General features: G+C 65.1%; 15 protein-coding genes. 3 read left to right on the top strand and 12 right to left on the bottom strand.

The annotated features are described in order from the left end of the window. Nucleotides 1-108: 108 nt before the first annotated feature. Nucleotides 109-1,803, top strand: a complete 1,695-nt coding sequence (locus tag HOP58_RS05540) for a methyl-accepting chemotaxis protein (protein ID WP_234259779.1) — start codon at nt 109-111, stop codon at nt 1,801-1,803. Nucleotides 1,804-1,825: 22 nt separating this feature from the next. Here HOP58_RS05540 and rmuC read toward each other — a convergent pair whose 3' ends face one another. Then, complete coding sequence (gene rmuC, locus HOP58_RS05535; protein WP_234259778.1) at nt 1,826-3,202, bottom strand: DNA recombination protein RmuC; 1,377 nt, start codon at nt 3,200-3,202, stop codon at nt 1,826-1,828. Between the two features lie 167 nt (nt 3,203-3,369). Here rmuC and HOP58_RS05530 point away from each other — a divergent pair, with 167 nt between their 5' ends. Then, the gene (locus HOP58_RS05530; protein ID WP_234259777.1) at nt 3,370-4,188 is read left to right on the top strand and encodes a helix-turn-helix transcriptional regulator; all 819 of its coding nucleotides are present in this window, start codon (nt 3,370-3,372) and stop codon (nt 4,186-4,188) included. 107 nt (nt 4,189-4,295) lie between these two features. On the opposite strand, the gene HOP58_RS05525 is transcribed toward HOP58_RS05530, so the two are convergent. From HOP58_RS05525 to HOP58_RS05515, 3 genes are read right to left on the bottom strand one after another with little or no spacing between them, the layout of a single operon-like run. Further along, a complete protein-coding gene (locus tag HOP58_RS05525) occupies nt 4,296-5,801 on the bottom strand; it encodes an aldehyde dehydrogenase (protein ID WP_234259900.1) in 1,506 nt (501 codons plus the stop codon). Continuing rightward, nucleotides 5,795-7,207: an aspartate aminotransferase family protein gene (locus tag HOP58_RS05520; RefSeq protein WP_234259776.1), complete on the bottom strand. Its 1,413-nt coding sequence runs from the start codon at nt 7,205-7,207 to the stop codon at nt 5,795-5,797. Before HOP58_RS05520 ends, HOP58_RS05525 begins: the two co-directional genes overlap by 7 nt. Nucleotides 7,208-7,218: 11 nt before the next feature. Beyond that, a complete protein-coding gene (locus HOP58_RS05515) occupies nt 7,219-7,980 on the bottom strand; it encodes a gamma-glutamyl-gamma-aminobutyrate hydrolase family protein (protein ID WP_234259775.1) in 762 nt (253 codons plus the stop codon). Between the two features lie 237 nt (nt 7,981-8,217). Between HOP58_RS05515 and HOP58_RS05510 the strand changes: the two genes are divergently transcribed. Further along, complete coding sequence (locus HOP58_RS05510; RefSeq protein ID WP_234259774.1) at nt 8,218-9,594, top strand: glutamine synthetase family protein; 1,377 nt, start codon at nt 8,218-8,220, stop codon at nt 9,592-9,594. Between the two features lie 88 nt (nt 9,595-9,682). On the opposite strand, the gene HOP58_RS05505 is transcribed toward HOP58_RS05510, so the two are convergent. The 8 genes from HOP58_RS05505 to HOP58_RS05470 all read right to left on the bottom strand — a co-directional run bounded on the left by HOP58_RS05505 (nt 9,683) and on the right by HOP58_RS05470 (nt 18,664). Then, nucleotides 9,683-10,264, bottom strand: a complete 582-nt coding sequence (locus HOP58_RS05505; RefSeq protein ID WP_010629213.1) for a glycine zipper 2TM domain-containing protein — start codon at nt 10,262-10,264, stop codon at nt 9,683-9,685. A gap of 192 nt (nt 10,265-10,456) precedes the next feature. Next, complete coding sequence (locus HOP58_RS05500; RefSeq protein ID WP_010629214.1) at nt 10,457-11,749, bottom strand: FAD-binding oxidoreductase; 1,293 nt, start codon at nt 11,747-11,749, stop codon at nt 10,457-10,459. Between the two features lie 26 nt (nt 11,750-11,775). Beyond that, a complete protein-coding gene (locus tag HOP58_RS05495; protein WP_234259773.1) occupies nt 11,776-12,618 on the bottom strand; it encodes an ABC transporter permease subunit in 843 nt (280 codons plus the stop codon). Beyond that, entirely contained in the window at nt 12,618-13,526 is a 909-nt protein-coding gene (locus tag HOP58_RS05490) for an ABC transporter permease subunit (RefSeq protein WP_010629216.1), read from the bottom strand. Before HOP58_RS05490 ends, HOP58_RS05495 begins: the two co-directional genes overlap by 1 nt. Before the next feature lie 27 nt (nt 13,527-13,553). Next, on the bottom strand, nt 13,554-14,630 hold the full coding sequence (potA, locus tag HOP58_RS05485) for a polyamine ABC transporter ATP-binding protein (protein WP_141638656.1): 1,077 nt from the start codon (nt 14,628-14,630) through the stop codon (nt 13,554-13,556). A gap of 170 nt (nt 14,631-14,800) precedes the next feature. Next, nucleotides 14,801-15,904, bottom strand: coding sequence for a polyamine ABC transporter substrate-binding protein (locus tag HOP58_RS05480; RefSeq protein WP_234259772.1), 1,104 nt, complete (start codon nt 15,902-15,904; stop codon nt 14,801-14,803). 80 nt (nt 15,905-15,984) lie between these two features. After that, entirely contained in the window at nt 15,985-17,331 is a 1,347-nt protein-coding gene (locus HOP58_RS05475) for a glutamine synthetase family protein (RefSeq protein WP_234253107.1), read from the bottom strand. 37 nt (nt 17,332-17,368) lie between these two features. After that, the gene (locus HOP58_RS05470; RefSeq protein ID WP_234259771.1) at nt 17,369-18,664 is read right to left on the bottom strand and encodes an FAD-binding oxidoreductase; all 1,296 of its coding nucleotides are present in this window, start codon (nt 18,662-18,664) and stop codon (nt 17,369-17,371) included. Nucleotides 18,665-18,710 lie beyond the last annotated feature (46 nt).

Raw genomic sequence — 18,710 nt, 5'->3', positions numbered from 1 at the left:
TAAAATTAAATTCATTTGTACAGTCATTGTACAAGTTTTAAGATTCGCATGTCTTCCACTCTCGCTTCCACCGGGAGTGGCTCAAAACCAGAATAAGGAATGCATGCCATGGGACTCTCGGCCAGCCTCGCCCGCCTGGGGATACGTAGTCGCCTGTTCGTTGGATTCTCCGCCGTGCTCGCCTTGATCGTACTGCTCACCGCCATCGGTATCGTGCAGGTGAACCGTATCGATCACAGCCTCACCACCATCAACGACGTCAATGGCACCAAGCAGCGCCACGCCATCGACTGGCGCGGCAGCGTGCATGACCGCGCGATCCTGCTGCGCGACATGACCCTGGTCGAATCACCCGCCGCACTGGCAACCCTCGAGCGCGACTACCGTACGCTGGCCGACGACTACCAGCGCGCCGCCAGCGGCATGACGACCGCCATTCAGCTCAGCGCCTCCTCCCGCGAACGCGAGCTGCTGGCGGCCATCGAGCGCCAGGCCGATACGACGCAACGACTGGCGGCCCAGGTAATGGAGCGTCGCGCACAGAGTGACATCGTCGGCGCACGGGAAATCCTGCTGAGCGAGGCCGGCCCGGCCTTCTTTTCCTGGCTCGACCGCATCAACGACTTCATCGACCACCAGGAAGCCGAGAGCGCAGCCGATACTGCACTGGCCCGCGACACCGCCTCCGGCTTCCAGATGCTGATGCTGGCCCTGTGCCTGGCGGCCTTGGCGGCAGGGGGCACCATCGCCTACCTGCTGGCTCGCCAGCTACTGCGCGAGCTCGGCGCCGAGCCCCACGAGGTGAAAGCCTTCGCCGAGGCGATCGGCCGCGGCGAACTGGCCACCAGCGGCCGACTGCGCAGCGGTGACCGCAACAGCATCATGGCATCGCAGGTGGAAATGGCGCGTCAGCTGCAGGCCATCGTGACCCAGGTTCGCGGCGCTGCCGAAGCCGTGGCCAGCAACAGCGAGCAGATCGCCGAGGGCAACACCGACCTCGCCTCGCGCACCCAGCAGCAGGCCAGCGCCCTGACCCAGACCGCCTCGGCGATGGAAGAGTTGAACGGCACCGTGGTGCAGAACAGCGAGAATGCAGGTCAGGCCAGCCGTGAGGCCGAGAATGCCTCGCACACGGCACGCCAGGGTGGCGTGGCGGTAGAACAGATGACGGCTACCATGAACGAGCTCGACAAGAGCGCCGGAGAGATCGCCAGCATCATCTCGACCATCGACGACATCGCGTTTCAAACCAACATCCTGGCGCTCAACGCCTCGGTGGAGGCGGCACGCGCCGGCGAGCATGGCCGCGGCTTCGCCGTGGTCGCCGCCGAGGTCCGCAAGCTGGCTCAGAAGAGCGCCGACGCCGCCAGCGAGATCAACGAACTCATCACCAGTAACGTGGAACGCGTGAAGAGCGGTAACGCTCGAGCTGCCGAGGCGCGTCAGGCCACCGAAGAGATCGTCGAAGCCATCGCGAGAGTCAGCCAGTTGATGCGGGAAATCAGTCAAGCCAGCGTCGAGCAGAGTGCCGGCGTGCAGGAAGCCGGCACGGCCGTGGCCGAGATGGACAGGGTCACCCAGCAGAACGCCACGCTGGTGGGAGAGAGCGCCACGGCAGCCGACAATCTGCGCCAGCATGCCCGTCAGCTGATGAACGCCATGGCCGCCTTCCAACTGCCGAGCACTGCTCGCGCCGATGGCCAAAGTGTGCCGCACGGCGAGATGCTTACGGCGCCCCGGCCCATCATGCGCCAGCTGCAGCTTGCCACCGCGGAGCGCCAGCCGGAGTGGGCCAACTTCTAGGCCCCCACTTGGCTGGGAACCCCTAGCCTCGTCCGCCCCCGTCCGGCAGCGCCTGGCGGGGGCGCGCAGTCTCGAGCTCGAGGCCGGCCCGCTCGACCAGCTCGGCGGGCAGCTCCTTCTTCACCGCCACTCCCAGCTCCTGGAATTCGGCAGCCTGCTTGATCAAGTTGCCGCGTCCGTTGACCAGTTGCCCCATGGCACGATCGTAACTGTCGCGAGCGCCGTCGAGCTTCGCCTGCACCTCCTGCATGCTTTCGAGAAACAGCCGCAGCTTGTTGTAGAAGCGCTCGGCGCGATTGGCCAGCTCAGCGCTGTGGCGGCTCTGGTCCTCGAAGCGCCACAACTGACGCACCACGTTGAGGCTGGTCAGCAGCGTGGTGGGAGTGGCCACCAGCACATTGTGCTCGATGGCCCGCTGGTAAAGGGTCTCGTCGTGCTTGAGCGCTTCTACGTAAGCCGACTCCACCGGGATGAACATGATCACCACATCCGGCGAGTTGAGGCCCGGCAGGTCGTAGTACTGCTTGTCGGCCAACTCGGCGATGCGCTCACCCACTGCCTTGGCATGAGCCGCCAGGGCCTGCCCTCTCTCCACCTCGTCCTCGGCGTTGACGTAGCGCACATAAGCGGCAAGCGAGGTCTTGGCATCGATCACCAGGTGGCGTCCCTGAGGCAGATAGACCACCGCGTCGGGCCGGCGCCGACCCTCCGCCGTGGTAAAGCTCACCTCGCGCTGGTAATCCTTGCCGGGACGCAGCCCGGAACCCTCCAGCACGTTCTCCAGCATCAGCTCGCCCCAGTTGCCCTGCACCTTCTTCTGCCCCTGCAACGCCTGTGTCAGGCGCTCGGCCTGATCGGTGATCTCGCGGTTGAGCGTCTGCAGGTGGCGCAGCTCGGTACGCAGCCCGGCACGCTGCTCGGTGTCGTGGCGGTGAATTGTCTCGACCTTCTCGCGAAAGCCCTTCATCTCGGCCTGGATCGGCTGTAGCAGACCGCTGATGCGCTGCTGGGAAAGCTCGGAGAAGGCACGCCCCTTGCGCTCGAGAATCTCGTTGGCCAGGTTCTCGAACTCCTGGCGCAGCTGCTCGCGACTGTCGCGCAACAAAGCAAGCTGGGCTTCGAAGTGCTGCTGTTTCTGCTCCAGGGTAGTGGCCAGCCGTGCTTCGCTCACCTGCACCTCGCCGAGCCTGTGTTTTGCGTCATCGAGCTGCTTCTCACGCTCGGCCAGTCGCTCGCGAAAGTCGGTCAAAGCGGTTTCGTGCCGCACCGCCTCGACACGCTGGCGCCGGGCGGCGAGCCAGCCGGCCAGACCGAAGGCGAGCAGGAACGTCACCAGCGCCGTGAGCGCCATGGCGTAGCCAAGGGGCAGCGAGGCCAGCAGCGTGACGAGGTCGGTCAAAGGGTATTCTCCTGCTGCAGCATCAAGGGGATAGACCCGAAGTCTCCCCAAAACCGTGCGCCTTGTCACGGCTTGCGCTCATATCGGTTTCTTGCAACTGCCGACATGCAGGTATCAACGCAGGGTCATGCTATCGTGAAAGCTCGGCACTACTGACGCACCTACCCATGCTCGACTTCCTTGCCCGCCCCGAAAGCCATGCCTGGCATCAACAGCTGGCTCGCCTGCTGCGTACGGCAGCGGCCCCCGATTTCCCTGCCAGGCTCGACCAAGCGCTGCGCGAGCAGGTGGGTCACGATACGGTGCTTATCAATGCCTATCGCGGCCGTCGACGACCGCTGCTGATCCATGACAACTACCCACCGCATCGCCATGAGCAGGGCATCGAGCGCTACCTGAGCAAGGCCTATCTGCTCGACCCCTTCTTCACGGCGGTGAGCGATGGCCTGGATCATGGCGCCCATCGCCTGCGCGAACTCGCCCCGGATCGCTTCGAAGCCAGCGAGTACTATGACCACTACTACCGCGCTCTCGGCCTGGCGGATGAAGTCGGCATCTTCTGCCGAGTCGACGCGGAGGTGGTGATCGCCGTGTCGCTGGGCTTCGGCACGAAGTCGCCGCCGTTGACCCGCCGCGCCCTGCAGGCCTTGCGCCACCTCTCTCCCATGCTGGAAGCGCTGCTGAACGAGTACTGGAAATGGCAGGGAGGCAAATTCCAGCAGCGCCTGGCGGAGCAGGAGCCGGTGGAAGCCGCACTTGCCAGCTTCGGCGCTGCGGTGCTGACCGCAAGGGAGCAGGAGATCGTGCGCCTGCTGCTGGCCGGCCATTCGACGAAATCGGCCGCCCGGGAGCTCGATATCAGCGACGGCACGGTCAAGGTACACCGAAAGCACATCTACCAGCGCTTGGAGGTGTCCAGCCAGTCGCAGCTGTTCCGCCTGTTCCTCGATCACGTGGCCCTGGTGTCCCGCCAGCAGTCGATTTGACACGCATAAATATGAGACGCGAAAAAAAGCCGGCGCCCCAGGCATGGGGAGCCGGCAAGTCGAGGATTCTCTAAAAGGTGGTGTCGAGGCCCTCTCGTAGTGAGCCCTCAAAATGAAAGCGACATCCACACACTCTTCAATTCGGAATACTCCTCCAGGCTGTGCAGCGACTTGTCACGGCCGTTGCCCGACTGCTTGACCCCACCGAAGGGCATGGTCTGGTCGCCCCCGGCCCAGTTGTTGACGAACACCTGACCCGACTGCAGCCGCCGCGTCACGCGCATGATGCGGTCGATGTCCTGGCTCCACAGCCCCGCCGCCAGGCCGTAGGGCGTGTCGTTGGCCATGGCCACCGCCTCCTCTTCCGTGTCGAAGCCGAACACCGCCAGCACCGGGCCGAAGATCTCCTCGCGGCCGATGGTCATCTGCGGGGTAACGCCGTCGAACACCGTGGGCGGGATGAACAGCCCCGGGCCGTCGATGGCCTTGCCGCCGGTGCGCAGCCGCGCGCCCTCTTCCACGCCCTGGCGGATGTAGTCGAGGATGCGGCGATGCTGGGCCTCGTCGACGATGGCGCCCATGAAGCTCTCGGGATCGAGCGGGTCGCCGGGCTGCATGTTCTCGGCGGCTTTCAATACGCGCTCGACGAAGTCGTCGCGAATCGTGTTCTCCACCAGCAGCCGGGAGCCGGCGATGCACACTTCGCCCTGGTTGTGGAAGATCGCCGCGGCGGCGTGGCTGGCCACCTGGTCGAGGTCCTTGCAGTCAGCGAAGACGATGTTGGGCGACTTGCCGCCGCACTCGAGATAAACCCGCTTGAGGTTGGACTGCCCGGCGTACTGCATCAGCTGCTTGCCCACCGCGGTGGAGCCGGTGAAGGCCAGGCAGTCGACCTCCATGGAGAGCGCCAGAGCCTTGCCCACGGTGTGGCCGAAGCCCGGCAGCACCTGGAACACCCCGCGCGGGATGCCCGCCTCCTTGGCCAACTGCGCCAGGCGCAGCGCCGACAGCGGCGACTTCTCCGAGGGCTTGAGGATCACGCTGTTGCCGGCGGCCAGCGCCGGGGCGATCTTCCAGGCGGTCATCATCAGCGGGAAGTTCCACGGCACGATGGCCGCCACCACGCCGATGGGCTCGCGCAGCACCAGGGCCAGGGTCTCATCGCCGGTGGGCGCCACCTCGCCGTAGAGCTTGTCGATGCACTCGGCCTGGTAGCGGATGCAGGCGATGGCACCATTCATGTCGCCCAACGAGCTCGAGATGGGCTTGCCCATGTCGAGGGTGTCGATCAGCGCCAGTTCGTGCTTGTTGGCCTCCATCAGATCGGCCAGGCGCAGCAAGGTCTTCTTGCGCTTGCCCGGCGCCAGGCGCGACCAGGCGCCGTCGGCAAAGGCCCGGCGCGCCACCGCCGCGGCACGCGCGGCATCGGGCTCGTCGCAGCTGGCCACCTGAGCGAGGAGCTCGCCGGTGGCCGGGTTGCGCGATTCGAAGGTGTCACCGCTCTCGGCAGCGACGAAGGTGTCGTCGATAAAGGCGCGGGCCTCGAAAGAAAGCTCGGCGGCCCGGGCCTGCCAGTCGGCCAGGGTGCGGGGGGTTGGCGTACGGCTCACGATCGGGACTCCTCTATTGATGGCTGGATCATGATGGCTGGACCATCCGCCTGTTCGCGTGCGGCCAGTCGCCTCGCGGTCTCGTCCAGCGCCTCCCAGGCCAGGCGGACCAGCTCATCGATCTCGGCGCGGGTAATGACCAGCGGCGGCGAAATGATCATCGTATCACCCACCGAGCGCATCACCAGGCCATGATCGAAGCAGATGTCGCGGCACAGGGTGCCGGCAGCGAGCGACTTGGGAAAACGCTCGCCGGTGGCCGGGTCGATCAGCTCCAGCGCACCGATCAACCCCAGCGAACGCACCTCGCCCACCAGGGGGTGATCGGCCAGGGTGGCCCAGCGCTCGGCGAGATAGGGGCCCACGTCGTCACGCACCCGCTCGACGATGCCCTCGGCCTGCATCAGCTCGAGATTCTTCAGCGCCACGGCAGCGCACACCGGATGCCCCGAGTAGGTGAAACCGTGGAAGAACTCGCCGCCGCGCTCGATCAGGGTCTCGGCGACGCGGTCGCCCACCAGCACGCCGCCGATCGGCAGGTAGCCGGACGAGAGCCCCTTGGCGATGGGCATCAGATCGGGTTTCAAATCGTAGTGGATGCTGGCGAACCACTCCCCCAGCCGGCCGAAGCCGCAGATCACCTCGTCCACTACCAGCAGGATGTCGTACCTGGCCAGCACCTCCTTGACGGCCGGCCAGTAGCTTTGCGGCGGGATGATGGCGCCACCCGCGCCCTGCACCGGCTCGGCGATGAAGGCGGCGACGTTCTCCTCGCCGAGTTCCAGAATCTTCGCCTCCAGGGCCGCGGCGCACTCGCGGCCGAACGCTTCCGGGCTGGTATCGCGCCCCTCACCAAACCAATAGGGCTGCCGCACATGGGCGATCTTGGGTACCAGGGGGCCGCCCTGGGCATGCATCGGCGCCATGCCGCCGAGGCTCAGGCCGGCTACGGTGGAGCCGTGGTAGGCGTTCTCGCGGGCGATGACCCATTGCTTGTCGGGCTTGCCTTCCAGCGCCCAGTAGCGGCGTACCATGCGCAATACCGTGTCGTTGGCCTCGGAGCCCGAGCCGGTGAAGAACACCCGGTTCATGTGCGCCGGCGCCAACCGGCACAGCATCTCGGCCAGCTTCACCGCCGGCGGATGAGTGCTCTTGAAGAAGTTGTTGTAGTAAGGCAGCTCACGCAGCTGCGCGGTGGCCGCCGCGACCAGCTCCTCGCGGCCGTAGCCCAGATTGACACACCACAGCCCGGCCATGGCGTCGAGGATGCGGTTGCCCTCGCTGTCATGGATATAAACACCCTCGGCGTGGGTGACGATGCGACTGCCCTCTTCCCCCAGCGCCTTGAAGTCGGTGAAGGGGTGCAGATGGTGGTCCCGATCCAACTGACGGTAGGTCTCGGTATACATGGCTCCCCCGATTAGCTCGTCAGTGCCAGAGAGCGCGTGCCGCAGTGTTCGCGGCAGGCGGCGGCAAGGCCCGTGAACAGGGCGTCGTACAGCGGATGTTCCCGCGGCTGCCATTCGGGATGCCACTGTACGGCCAGGGCAAACCCCGGCGCCGCGGCCACCGACACCGCTTCGATCAGGCCGTCCGGTGCACGGGCCTCCACGGCAAGCCCGTCGCCCAAGCGATCGATGCCCTGCTGGTGCAGTGAATTGACCCGCGCATGGGGCTCGGGATGCAGCGCTGCCAGGCGGCCGCCAGGCACGATCTCGATGTCGTGGGCCGGTGCGTAGCGAGTGGCGTAGTCGGCTTCCGGCTCGCGGTGGTCGGCAAGGCCGGGCACGTTCTGCACCGCCTGATGCAGAGTGCCGCCATAGGCCACGTTGATCTCCTGAAATCCTCGACAGATGCCCAGCAGCGGCAGGCCCCGCGCCACGGCGGCGGGTATCCAGGCCAGGGCGGCGGCGTCGCGATGCAGGTCGTCGTGGGTGTTTTCCGGCGCCCGCTTGGCGCCATAGCGCGCGGGCTCGACGTTGGAGTAGCTGCCGGTGAGCAGCAAGCCATCCAAGTGGCCGAGCAGATCGCCGTCGACAGCGTCCTGCCACACCGGCAGCACTACCGGCGCCATGCCGTATGCGCGCAGCGCACTCAGGTACTTGTCGGTCACCACATGGGCGGGATGCCCTTCGACATCGCGACGACAGGCGATGACCCCCACCAAGGGACGGCTCGGCATGACAGCCTCCTCGAATCAGACGATGAAAAACCATGAGTGTTGATTAAACTTTCCACCAAGCTGGAGTAAAAATCCACCCCGCCAGCAAAATCTTCGGAAGAAACCCAAGCAAACCCTAGTGGAAAAGCTAATAACCGTTATCTGCAGCCGAACACAAGCGTAAAGGATTTGACAACAACGACACAGCATCGAAAGATAGAGCAAAACCGGACAACTCAACACACAACAGGTGCTGCCATGCCGTCGCCAAGTGCAGATCAGGCCCGCGAGTTCCTAGCCCGCCACACCGACATCGACAGCATCGATCTGCTGATCAGCGACCTCAACGGCGTGATGCGCGGCAAGCGTATCCCCCGAGAGAATCTCGACAAGGTGTTCCATCAGGGTATCAACCTGCCGGCCTCGGTCTTCGCGCTGGACATCAACGGCCATACCATCGAGGCCACCGGCCTGGGCCTCGCCATCGGCGACAGCGACCGAGTCTGCCAGCCGGTAGCGGGAACGCTGATGCCGACCCCATGGCTGCGCGGCGGGCGCCAGGCGCAGCTGCTGATGACCATGATCGAGCGCGATGAGAGCCCCTTCTTTGCCGACCCGCGCCAGGTCCTGTCACGACAGTTGGAGCGGCTGAGAGAGCGTGGCCTGGCACCGGTGGCCGCGGTGGAAATGGAGTTCTACCTGCTGGACAGAGAGCGCACCGACGAAGGGCGGATCCAGCCGCCACGCTCGCCCCGCAGCGGCGAACGCGCCACCCAGAGCCAGCTCTACTCCATCGGGGAACTAGACGAGTACGCCGACTTTCTCGACGACGTGCGCCAAGCCGCCGAATGCCAGGGCCTGCCGCTGGACACCACGCTCAAGGAGTGTGCGCCGGGTCAATTCGAGATCACCCTCGGCCACTGCGACGATGCGCTCAAAGCCTGCGACAGCGCCGTGCTGCTCAAGCGGCTGATCAAGGGGGTGGCACTCAATCACGGCTTCGAGGCCACCTTCATGGCCAAGCCCTACGGCCTCGAGGCCGGCAACGGCACCCACGTGCATCTCAGCCTGCTGGATGCCCATGGGCGCAACGTCTTCGCCGCCGAAAACGGCGACCCGCTGGGCAGCGAAACGCTGCACCGGGCAATCGCCGGGCTACTCGAACTGATGCCAGCCAGCATGGCGATCTGCGCCCCCAACCTCAACTCGTTCCGGCGTTTCCAGCCAGGGCTCTACGTGCCCATGACCCCGACCTGGGGCTTCGACAACCGCTCGGTGGCCCTGCGCATTCCCTCCGGCTGCAACGACGCCAGACGCATCGAGCATCGCGTCGCCGGCGCCGACGTCAACCCCTACCTGCTGATGGCGGTACTGCTAGCCGGCATCGACTACGGCATCGACCGTCAGCTGACGCCGCCCGCCCCGGTGGAAGGCAACGCCTACGAACAGTTCGAGCCCACGCTGACCAACAGCTGGCAGCAGGCGCTCGACCTGCTCGAGGCGAGCGAACCACTCAAGGCCGCCTTGGGCGCCAACTTCGTCCACGTCTTCCTGGCCAACCGTCGGGCCGAGCGCGAACAGGCCATGCAGGAGGTGAGCCAGCTGGAATACGCCTGGTACCTGCGTCACGTTTGACGCAGCAGGCCTGACCGGGAGAGACGGCAAGCCGCCAAACGGCGCCCCGGCCCGAGCCGGGGCAATGCAGGAAAGATAACGAAAAGAATCAACCGTCCGCGCTGGCCAGCGGCAGGTCCCAGCGCGGCTGGCCCTCGTCGAGCAGCACGCGGTTGCCCTGGGGCCGGTGATCCAGCCGCGACACCTCGGTCAACTCACCGTGGCGCCAGGTCACGTCGTAACCGACGGTCTCCTCGGAGCTGTCCATGACGGTATGGCACTGTCGCTGCGTAGTGGTGTAGGTCTGGGTCTGGTTGGCCTCGATACGCCCCTGAATCTCGCGCCCGGCGTAGCCGCCACCGACCGCACCCGCCACGGTGGCCAGGGTCTTGCCACTGCCACCGCCGACCTGATTGCCGAGCAGGCCACCCACCACGGCCCCCGCCGCGGTGCCGGCGATACGATGCGGATCACGGCTGGGCGCCTGTGCCTGCTGGTGTACCACCACGTCCTCGCATACCTCACGGGGGGTCTCGACGCTGCGCGTCACCGGCTGTATCGCCACGACCTCGGCGAACTGGGGGCCGCGCTCCTGCGGCTCCTGTTCCTGCTGCACCTGCCACGCACCCAGGGCCAAACCACCCAGGCCGAGCACGCTCAGCGTGGTTCCGATCACGATCGATTTATTCATGACACTCCTCCTGCGGGACGCGATGCGCCCCGGGCTGACAAGGCTCGGCTAGATACGATGTGGAGGAGAGACGCAGGGCGGCGATTCCATGCCGCCCGTGGGATAACTTCAGTATACGGCGTCGAGAAAAGTCGATAAGCGTAGCGCAGCGGCTTTCACTTTTTTTGTCCCAGTGTCAGTCCTTGGCGACATTCACCAGCCGAGCCGGTCCCGCGTCGCGTAGTACCAGGCCCCCAGCGCCGAGAGCGGCACCCGCAGCAGCCGCCCGCCGGGGAATGGCAAGTGAGGCAGGCCGGCGAAGGCATCGAAACGCCCGCTGTCGCCGCGCATCACCTCGGCGATCAGCCGACCCGCCAGGTGCGAGCAGGTTACCCCATGGCCCGAGTAGCCCTGAGCGTAGTAGACATTGTCGTTGAGCCGACCGAACTGAGGCAGGCGATTCAACGTCATCAAAAAGTTGCCGCTCCAGGCGAAGTCGATGCGCACATCGGCAAGCTGAGGAAAGGTTTTGAGCATCTTGGGTCGGATCACCGCGGCGATGTCCGCCGGGTCCTGCCCGCCGTAGTTGACCCCGCCGCCGTAGAGCAGGCGGCCGTCGGCGGTGAAGCGGTAGTAGTCGAGCAGGTAGTTGCAGTCCTCCACCGCCATGTCGTTGGGAATCAGCTCACGGCGCAGCGCTTCCGGCAACGGCTCGGTGGTGACGATCTGGGTGCCGCAGGGCATCGACTTGCTCTCCAGTTCCGGCAGCACCCCTTGCAGGTAGGCGTTACCGGCCATCACTACACGCCGGGCGCGTATGCTGCCGCGCGGGGTGGTCAGCGTCACCATCTCGCCGTGACGCACCCCGGTTACCGGGGTGCGTTCGTGAATGACGCCGCCCAGCGACTCGAAGGCGGCTGCCTGGCCCAGCACCAGGTTGAGCGGGTGCAGGTGGCCGCCGGAGTGGTCCACCAGGGCACCGGTGTAGCGCTCGCTGCCGACCTCACGCTTGTAGGCCTCGCCTTCCAGCAACTCGAGCTCGTGGTTGCCGAACCGCTCCCACAGCGCCTTGTGCTCGCGTAGCCCCTCGAGCTGCTTGCTGTTGCAGGCGGCGAACAGATTGCCGTTTTTGAGATCGCAGGCGATGGCGTACTGACGGATACGCTCGCGAATGATGCGATTGCCCTCGAAGGCCATGTCGCCCAGGGCACGGGCGGTCTCGGTGCCGTACTTGGCCTCGATCACGTCCATGTCGCGGCTGTAGCTGTTGACGATCTGGCCGCCGTTACGCCCCGAGGCGCCGAAGCCGACCCGGGCGGCTTCGAGCACCACCACTGCGTGCCTCTGCTCGGCAAGATGCAGCGCCGAGGAGATCCCGGTGAAGCCCGCCCCCACCACGCACACGTCGCACTCGATGTCGCCTTCGAGTGCAGGGCGCTCGGGCGCAGGGTTGGCCGTGGCGGCATAGTAGGACGCCACATGCTCGGCGTTGGCACTGCTCGACATAACTACCTCACACTAAGAGAGAAATATCACCTACCGGTGGTCATATCCTGCAGCATCGCCTGCCTGCGCTTGGCCTCGCTGCGCCGCATCAGGTACCAGGTGATGAAGGTGGCCAGCGATACCGCCAGGATAATCAACGTGGCCAGGGCGTTGATCTTCGGCGAGACGCCGAGGCGCACCGAGGAGAACACCACCATTGGCAGCGTGGTGGCACCGGGGCCGGAAACGAAACTGGCGATCACCAGATCGTCCAGCGACAGGGTGAAGGCCAGCAGCCAGCCCGCCGCCACGGCCGGCGCGATCATCGGCAGCGTGATCTGAAAGAAGGTACGCACCGGCCGCGAGCCGAGGTCCATGGCGGCCTCCTCGATGGAGAGGTCCAGCTCACGCAGGCGCGACGCCACCACTACCGCCACGTAGGCACTGCAGAAGGTGGTGTGGGCGATCCAAATGGTGACCATGCCGCGATCCGCCGGCCAGCCGATGGTCTGCGCCATGTGCACGAACAGCAGCAGCAGAGACAGGCCGGTGATCACCTCGGGCATCACCAGCGGTGCGGTGACCATGCTGGAAAGCGCCGTCTTGCCGCGAAAGCGGGTGAAGCGCACCATCACGAAGGCGGCCAGGGTGCCCAGGCACACCGCCATGGAAGCCGAGAAGAAGGCGATGCGCAGGCTGGTCCATACCGCCGAGAGGATCTGCTGGTCGCGAAACAGCTCCAGGTACCAGCGGGTTGAGAACCCTGCCCACACCGTCACCAGGCGTGACGCGTTGAACGAGTAGATGACCAGCACGACCATCGGTAGATAGAGAAACAGCAGGCCGACGATCAGCATCACGGTAGTGAAGGATGGCTTGCGCATGGTCATCACTCCTGAAGCTCACGGGACTGATAGCGATGGAACAGGGCGATGGGCACGATCAGGATCGCCAGCATCACCATCGCCAGCGCCGAGGCCACCGGCCAGTCGCGGTTGTGGAAGAACTCCTCCCACAGCACCTTGCCGATCATCACCGTGTTGGGGCCGCCCAGCAGCTCCGGTATCACGTACTCCCCCACCGCCGGGATGAATACCAGCATCGAGCCGGCGATGATGCCGCCCTTCGATAGTGGCAGGGTCACCTTCAGGAAGGTGTTGAACTTACGCGAACCGAGGTCCGATGCCGCTTCCAGCAGCGAGCCATCCAGACGCGTCAGATTGGCGTAAAGCGGCAGCACCATGAAGGGCAGGTAGGCATAGACGATGCCCAATATCACCGCAAAGTTGGTGTTGAGCATGCGAATCGGCGAGTCGATCAACCCCACCCAGATCAGCAGGTTGTTGATCAGGCCGTTGTTGCTGAGGATGCCCATCCAGGCGTAGACGCGAATCAGAAACGAGGTCCAGGAGGGCAGCATCACCAGCAGCAGCAGCACCAACTGCCAATGGATCGGCGCCCGGGCCATGGCATAGGCCATGGGATAGCCGAGCAGCAGACAGAGTACGGTGGCCAGCAGCGCGATCTTGACCGAGCCCCAGTAGGCCGCGACGTACAGCGAGTCGGTGGCCAGGAAGAGATAGTTGCTGAAGGTGACGACCACGTTCAGCGTTTCGTGGGCATAGTCGAAGATGGGGCTGAAGGGCGGTACCGCAATGGCGGCCTCGGAGAGGCTAATCTTGAGCACGATGCCAAACGGCAGCAGAAAGAACAGCGTGAGCCACAGCAGCGGCACGGCGATGACCCAGCCGCGACCGGGCTTGAGCCACCGTCGCAGTCGAACGATACGGTTGGTCATGAGTTTTCCCCTGGCTCCGGCAATGGCTCAGTCGTGCAGGATGACGGCGCTATGCTCGTCCCAGTACACGAAGACCGGCTCGTCCCAGCGCGGCCTGTCGCCGCGGCGCTCGGTATTGGCCATGCTGGCCTTGATCAGCTGACCGCTCTCGAGCCGCACGAAGTAGACCGACAGGCCGCCCAGGTAGGCAATGTCCTCGACCACCCCGGCCTCCCAGTTGCACTCGCCCGGCGGTCGCTCGCGGGTGAGACCTGTCTTCTCCGGACGCAGCGCGACCCATACCCGACGCTCGTCGGCCTGGGTACTGACCCCATGGCCGATACGGATCGGGCGGCCCAGGGCCGGGCTTTCGATCACGCAGTGATCGACCTCGTCGACCACGATGTCACCCTCGAACAGGTTCACCGAACCGACGAACTCCGCCACCATGCGGTTGGCCGGGCTCTCGTAGACGTCCACTGGCGTGCCCACCTGGGCGATCCAGCCATCCGACATGATCGCTACCCGGTCGGCCATGGTCATGGCCTCCTCCTGATCATGGGTGACCATGATGCAGGTCACGCCGACCCGCTCCAGGATCTGCACCACCTCGAGCTGCATCTCGGTACGCAGCTTCTTGTCCAGCGCCCCCATGGGCTCGTCGAGCAGCAGCAGCTTGGGCCGCTTGGCCAGCGAGCGTGCCAGCGCCACGCGCTGACGCTGGCCGCCGGAAAGCTGGTGCGGCTTGCGCCGGGCGTAGGCCTCCATGTGCACCAGCTTGAGCATCTCGGCCACACGCTCCTCGATCTCACGCCGCGGCAGCTTGTCCTGCTTGAGACCGAAGGCAATGTTCTGCGCCACCGTCATGTGCGGGAACAGCGCATAGGACTGGAACATCATGTTGATCGGCCGCTCATAGGGCGGCATGGCGGTGATGTCCTCGCCGTCGAGCACGACCTGCCCTTCGCTGGGCTTCTCGAAGCCGGCCAGCATGCGCAGCAGCGTCGACTTGCCCGAGCCCGAACCGCCCAGCAGCGCGAAGATCTCGCCGCGGCGGATCGACAGGCTGACGTCATCCACCGCCAGCACGCCGTCGAAGCGCTTGCTGACGCGACGGATCTCCATCAGCCCCTCTTCCCTTACCGGTCGCGGCTTGCCGGGTGCGGCAGCGCTTTCGACCGCTCCTTCGGTGGCTCGCCGCACAGGCTCCGAAACGTGTGTCTGGGTCTGCGGCATCGCAGCGCCTCCTCTAGCCAGACCAGAACCAGCCGGCCCCGAAGGGCCGGCATGAAGCCTCACATGCCGGACTTGACCCGGTTCCATACGCGGGTGCGTACCCGCTGCACGGCCAGCGGCTTCTCCTCGGCCACGTAGAGGTTGTCCATCACCTCCTGGTCCGGGTAGATGGCCGGATCGTTGAGGATATCGGGGTCGAGATACTCGTTGGCGGCGATGTTGGGGTTGGCATAGACCACGTACTCGGTGATCGCAGCGGCGACCTCGGGCTCGAGAATGAAGTTGATGAAGGCATGAGCGTTGTCGGGGTTCGGCGCATCGGCGGGAATCGCCATCATGTCGAACCACAGCGCCGCGCCTTCCTTGGGAATGATGTAGTCGATGGTGAAATCGCGGCCGGCCTCCTCGGCGCGGTCGGCGGCCTGGAAGATGTCGCCTGAGTAGCCCGCCGCCACGCAGATGTCGCCGTTGGCTAGGTCCGAGATATAACGCGAGGAGTGGAAGTAGGTGATGTTGTCGCGCACGGCCGCAATCAGGTCGCCGGCCGCCTCGAGATCGGCCGTCTCTTCGGAGAGCGGAGAGAGACCGAGATAGGCCATGGCCGGCGAGAGCATCTCGTCGCCCGAGTCGAGCATCGAGATACCGCAACCGCCCTGGCGCAGCGCCGTGGTGATCTCGGGGTCGAAGAGCAGCGCCCAGGAGTCGAGCGGCGCGTCGTCACCGAGAATCTCGGTGACCCGCTCGACGTTGTAGCCGATGCCGTTGGTGCCCCACATGTAGGGAATGGAGTAGCGGCTGCCGGGGTCGATGAACTCCAGATCGTCCAGCAACTCCGGGTTGAGGTTGGCCATGTTGGGCAGCTTGTCGTGATCGAGCTCCTGGTACACGCCGGCGCTGATCTGACGGGTCAGATAATGGTTGGATGGCACCACCACGTCATAGCCCGAGCGGCCCGCGAGCATCGCCGCATCGAGTACCTCGTTGCTGTCGTAGACGTCATAGATGACCCGGATCCCGGTGGCCTCGGTGAACTTCTGCAGGGTATCCGGCGCGATGTAATCCGACCAGTTGTAGACCCGCACCTCGTTGGCCTGGACAGCCGCAGCGGCCAGAGTCAGGGAGCCCAGCGCAACGGCCAGGGACAGCTTAAGTTGACAAGACATGATGGCACCTCTTGTTTGCATTGTTTTATCTGCACGGTTTTCGTGAGCCCGGCCATGTCACCGCCGGACATTTTTCTCCACTAGACGCTCAGCAGGAGAAATTCTCTCTCCCACGAACTGATCACCTTCTTGAAATTCTCGTTCTCCACCCGCTTGACCGCCACGTAGCCGGTCACGAAGCGATGGCCCATGTACTGCTCGAGCTCGCTGCAGTTCTCCATGCGCTCCAATGCCTGTTCCAGGGTGAACGGCAGGCGCAGGTTACGACGCTCGAACGCCCGCCCCTGCACCGGCGCGGAAGGGTTGAGCTGCTGCACCATGCCCAGGTAGCCGCACAGCAGACTGGCCGCAATGGCCAGATAAGCGTTGGCGTCGGCCCCCGGCAGACGGTTCTCGATGCGCCGATTCTGCGGGGACGAATCGGGTACGCGCAGGCCGCAGGTGCGATTCTCCACGCCCCACTCCACGTTGACCGGCGCCGACGTGTCGGGCAGGAAGCGACGGAAGGAGTTGACGTTGGGCGCCATCAGCGGCAGCGCCTCGGGGATGAAACGCTGCATGCCGCCGATATGGTGCAGGAACAGCTGGCTCATGGAGCCATCCTCGTTGGCGAACACGCTCTTGCCGGTAGCCGCATCCAGCACGCTCTGATGAATGTGCATGGCGCTGCCAGGCTCGTTGGTGATCGGCTTGGCCATGAAGGTGGCTACCACGTCGTGCTTGAGCGCGGCCTCGCGCAGGGTGCGCTTGAACACGAACACCTGGTCGGCCAGCATCAAGGGGTCGCCGTGACGGAAGTTGATCTCCATCTGGGCGGTGCCCTCTTCATGGATCAGAGTGTCGATATCGAGCCCCTGGACCTCGCACCAGTCGTACATGTCCTCGAACAATGGATCGAACTCGTTGGCCGCATCGATGGAGAACGACTGCCGCCCGGTCTCCTGGCGCCCGCTGCGTCCGATGGGCGGCAGCAACGGCAGATCGGGATCCTCGCAGCGCTTGGTCAGATAGAACTCCATTTCCGGTGCTACCACCGGCTTCCAGCCCTGCTCCGCATAGAGCGCCAATACCTTCTTGAGCTGATTGCGACAGGAGAGTTCGATGGGGTTGCCCATCTTGTCGTAGCAGTCGTGAATCACCTGGGCGGTAGGCTCGAGTGCCCAGGGCACCGGGTAGACCGCCGAGCTGTCGGGCCGGCACAGCATGTCGATATCGGCCGGGTCGAGCAATGAGTAGTAGAGCTCGTCCTCGACGTAATCGCCGGTGACGGTCTGCAGAAGCACGCTTTCGGGCAGGCGCATGCCCTTCTCGGCCATGAACTTCGATACGGGAGTGATCTTGCCGCGGGCGATACCAGTGATGTCGCTGACCAGACACTCCACCTCGGTGATGCGTCGTTCCTTCAGCCAGCTTTCCAGGTCTTTCATGGGAACCTCGTTGCGGCTCTAGCCGAACCTTTCGTCGTTATAGTCGGTCACGCAGTTTGTAGAACGTGGTCGCCAGCACCAGCAGCGGCGTGCGCAGGCGCTCGCCGCCCGGGAAGCGGCGGTGTGGCATGGCGGCAAAGAGATCGAAGCGTTCGCTCTGACCGGAGATGGCTTCGGCCAGGAGCTTTCCGGCCAGCCCAGCCAGCGCCATGCCGTGCCCCGAGTAGCCCTGGGCATAGTAGACGTTGGCGCCGAGCCGGCCGAAGTCCGGCGCTCGATTGAGCGTGATGGCCACGTCCCCTCCCCAGCGGTAGTCGATGCGAACGCCCTCGAGCACCGGGAAGAGGCGCGCGATCTTGGCATCCATGCGCCGCTGCAGGCCACGCGGCTCGCGTCCATCGTAGCTGACCTCTCCACCATAGATCAGTCGCTTATCGGCCGACAGGCGATAGTAGTCGAGCACGAAGTTGGCATCGGACAGAGCATCGTTGCGCGGCAGCACTTGGCTGGCCCGCGCCTCACCCAAAGGCTCGGTGGCGACGATGTAGTTGGCCGCACGCATGACGCGCCCATCCAGCTCCGGCAGTAGCTGGCCCAGGTAGGCGTTGGCCCCCACCACCACGAAATCGGCGCTGATCTCGCCGTGCTCGGTCACCACGGTAGCCGGCTGGCCGCGGCGAACGTCCAGGGCCGGGCTATGCTCGTGGATCGCCACCCCCGCCTGCTGGGCAGCACGCGCCAAACCCAAGGTGTAATTGAGCGGATGCAGGTGACCGCCTTCGCTCTCGAACAGCGCCCCGGGGTAGGCATCGGTGGCCACACGCTCGCGCAGCACCCCGCCTTCGAGCCAGGCGAGCGCCTCGTAGCCGTAGTCGCGTGCCATGCGCTCCTGAAACTGCCGCAGTTCGCGTACGTGACGCGGCTTCACCGCGGCATGCAGATAGCCCCAGGAGAGATCGCAGGGAATGGCGTGACGTTCGATCAATGCCGTCGTCAGGCGCACGGCCTCGCGGCTCATCTCCCACACCTGGCGGGCCCGTTCACGGCCCAGCGCCTGCTCCACGGTGGTGATGTCGGTGCCCAGGCCGGGCAGGATCTGGCCGCCGCTGCGCCCGGAAGCTCCGAATCCGATCTCATGAGCTTCGAGCAAGGCCACCGAGTAGCCGCGCTCGGCTAGATGCAGCGCCGCGGAGCAGCCGGTGATGCCGCCACCGATGACGCAGACATCGACGCGCTGATACCCACGCTGCGGCGGGCACGCCTGCTCGAGACGCACCGCCACCGAATCTCGGTAGTAGGAGGCGGGGTTTGCAATCTGTGCGGCATCGGCCATGCAACGATTCCTGGAATGATCCAGCTTGTGGTTGCTTTAGTCTGGC

It is taken from the genome of Halomonas sp. MCCC 1A11062 (assembly GCF_021404355.1).
Classification (GTDB): Bacteria; Pseudomonadota; Gammaproteobacteria; order Pseudomonadales; family Halomonadaceae; genus Halomonas; species Halomonas aerodenitrificans.
Note: the sequence above shows the minus strand (reverse complement) of the source record. Positions and strands in the feature narration are given on the sequence as shown.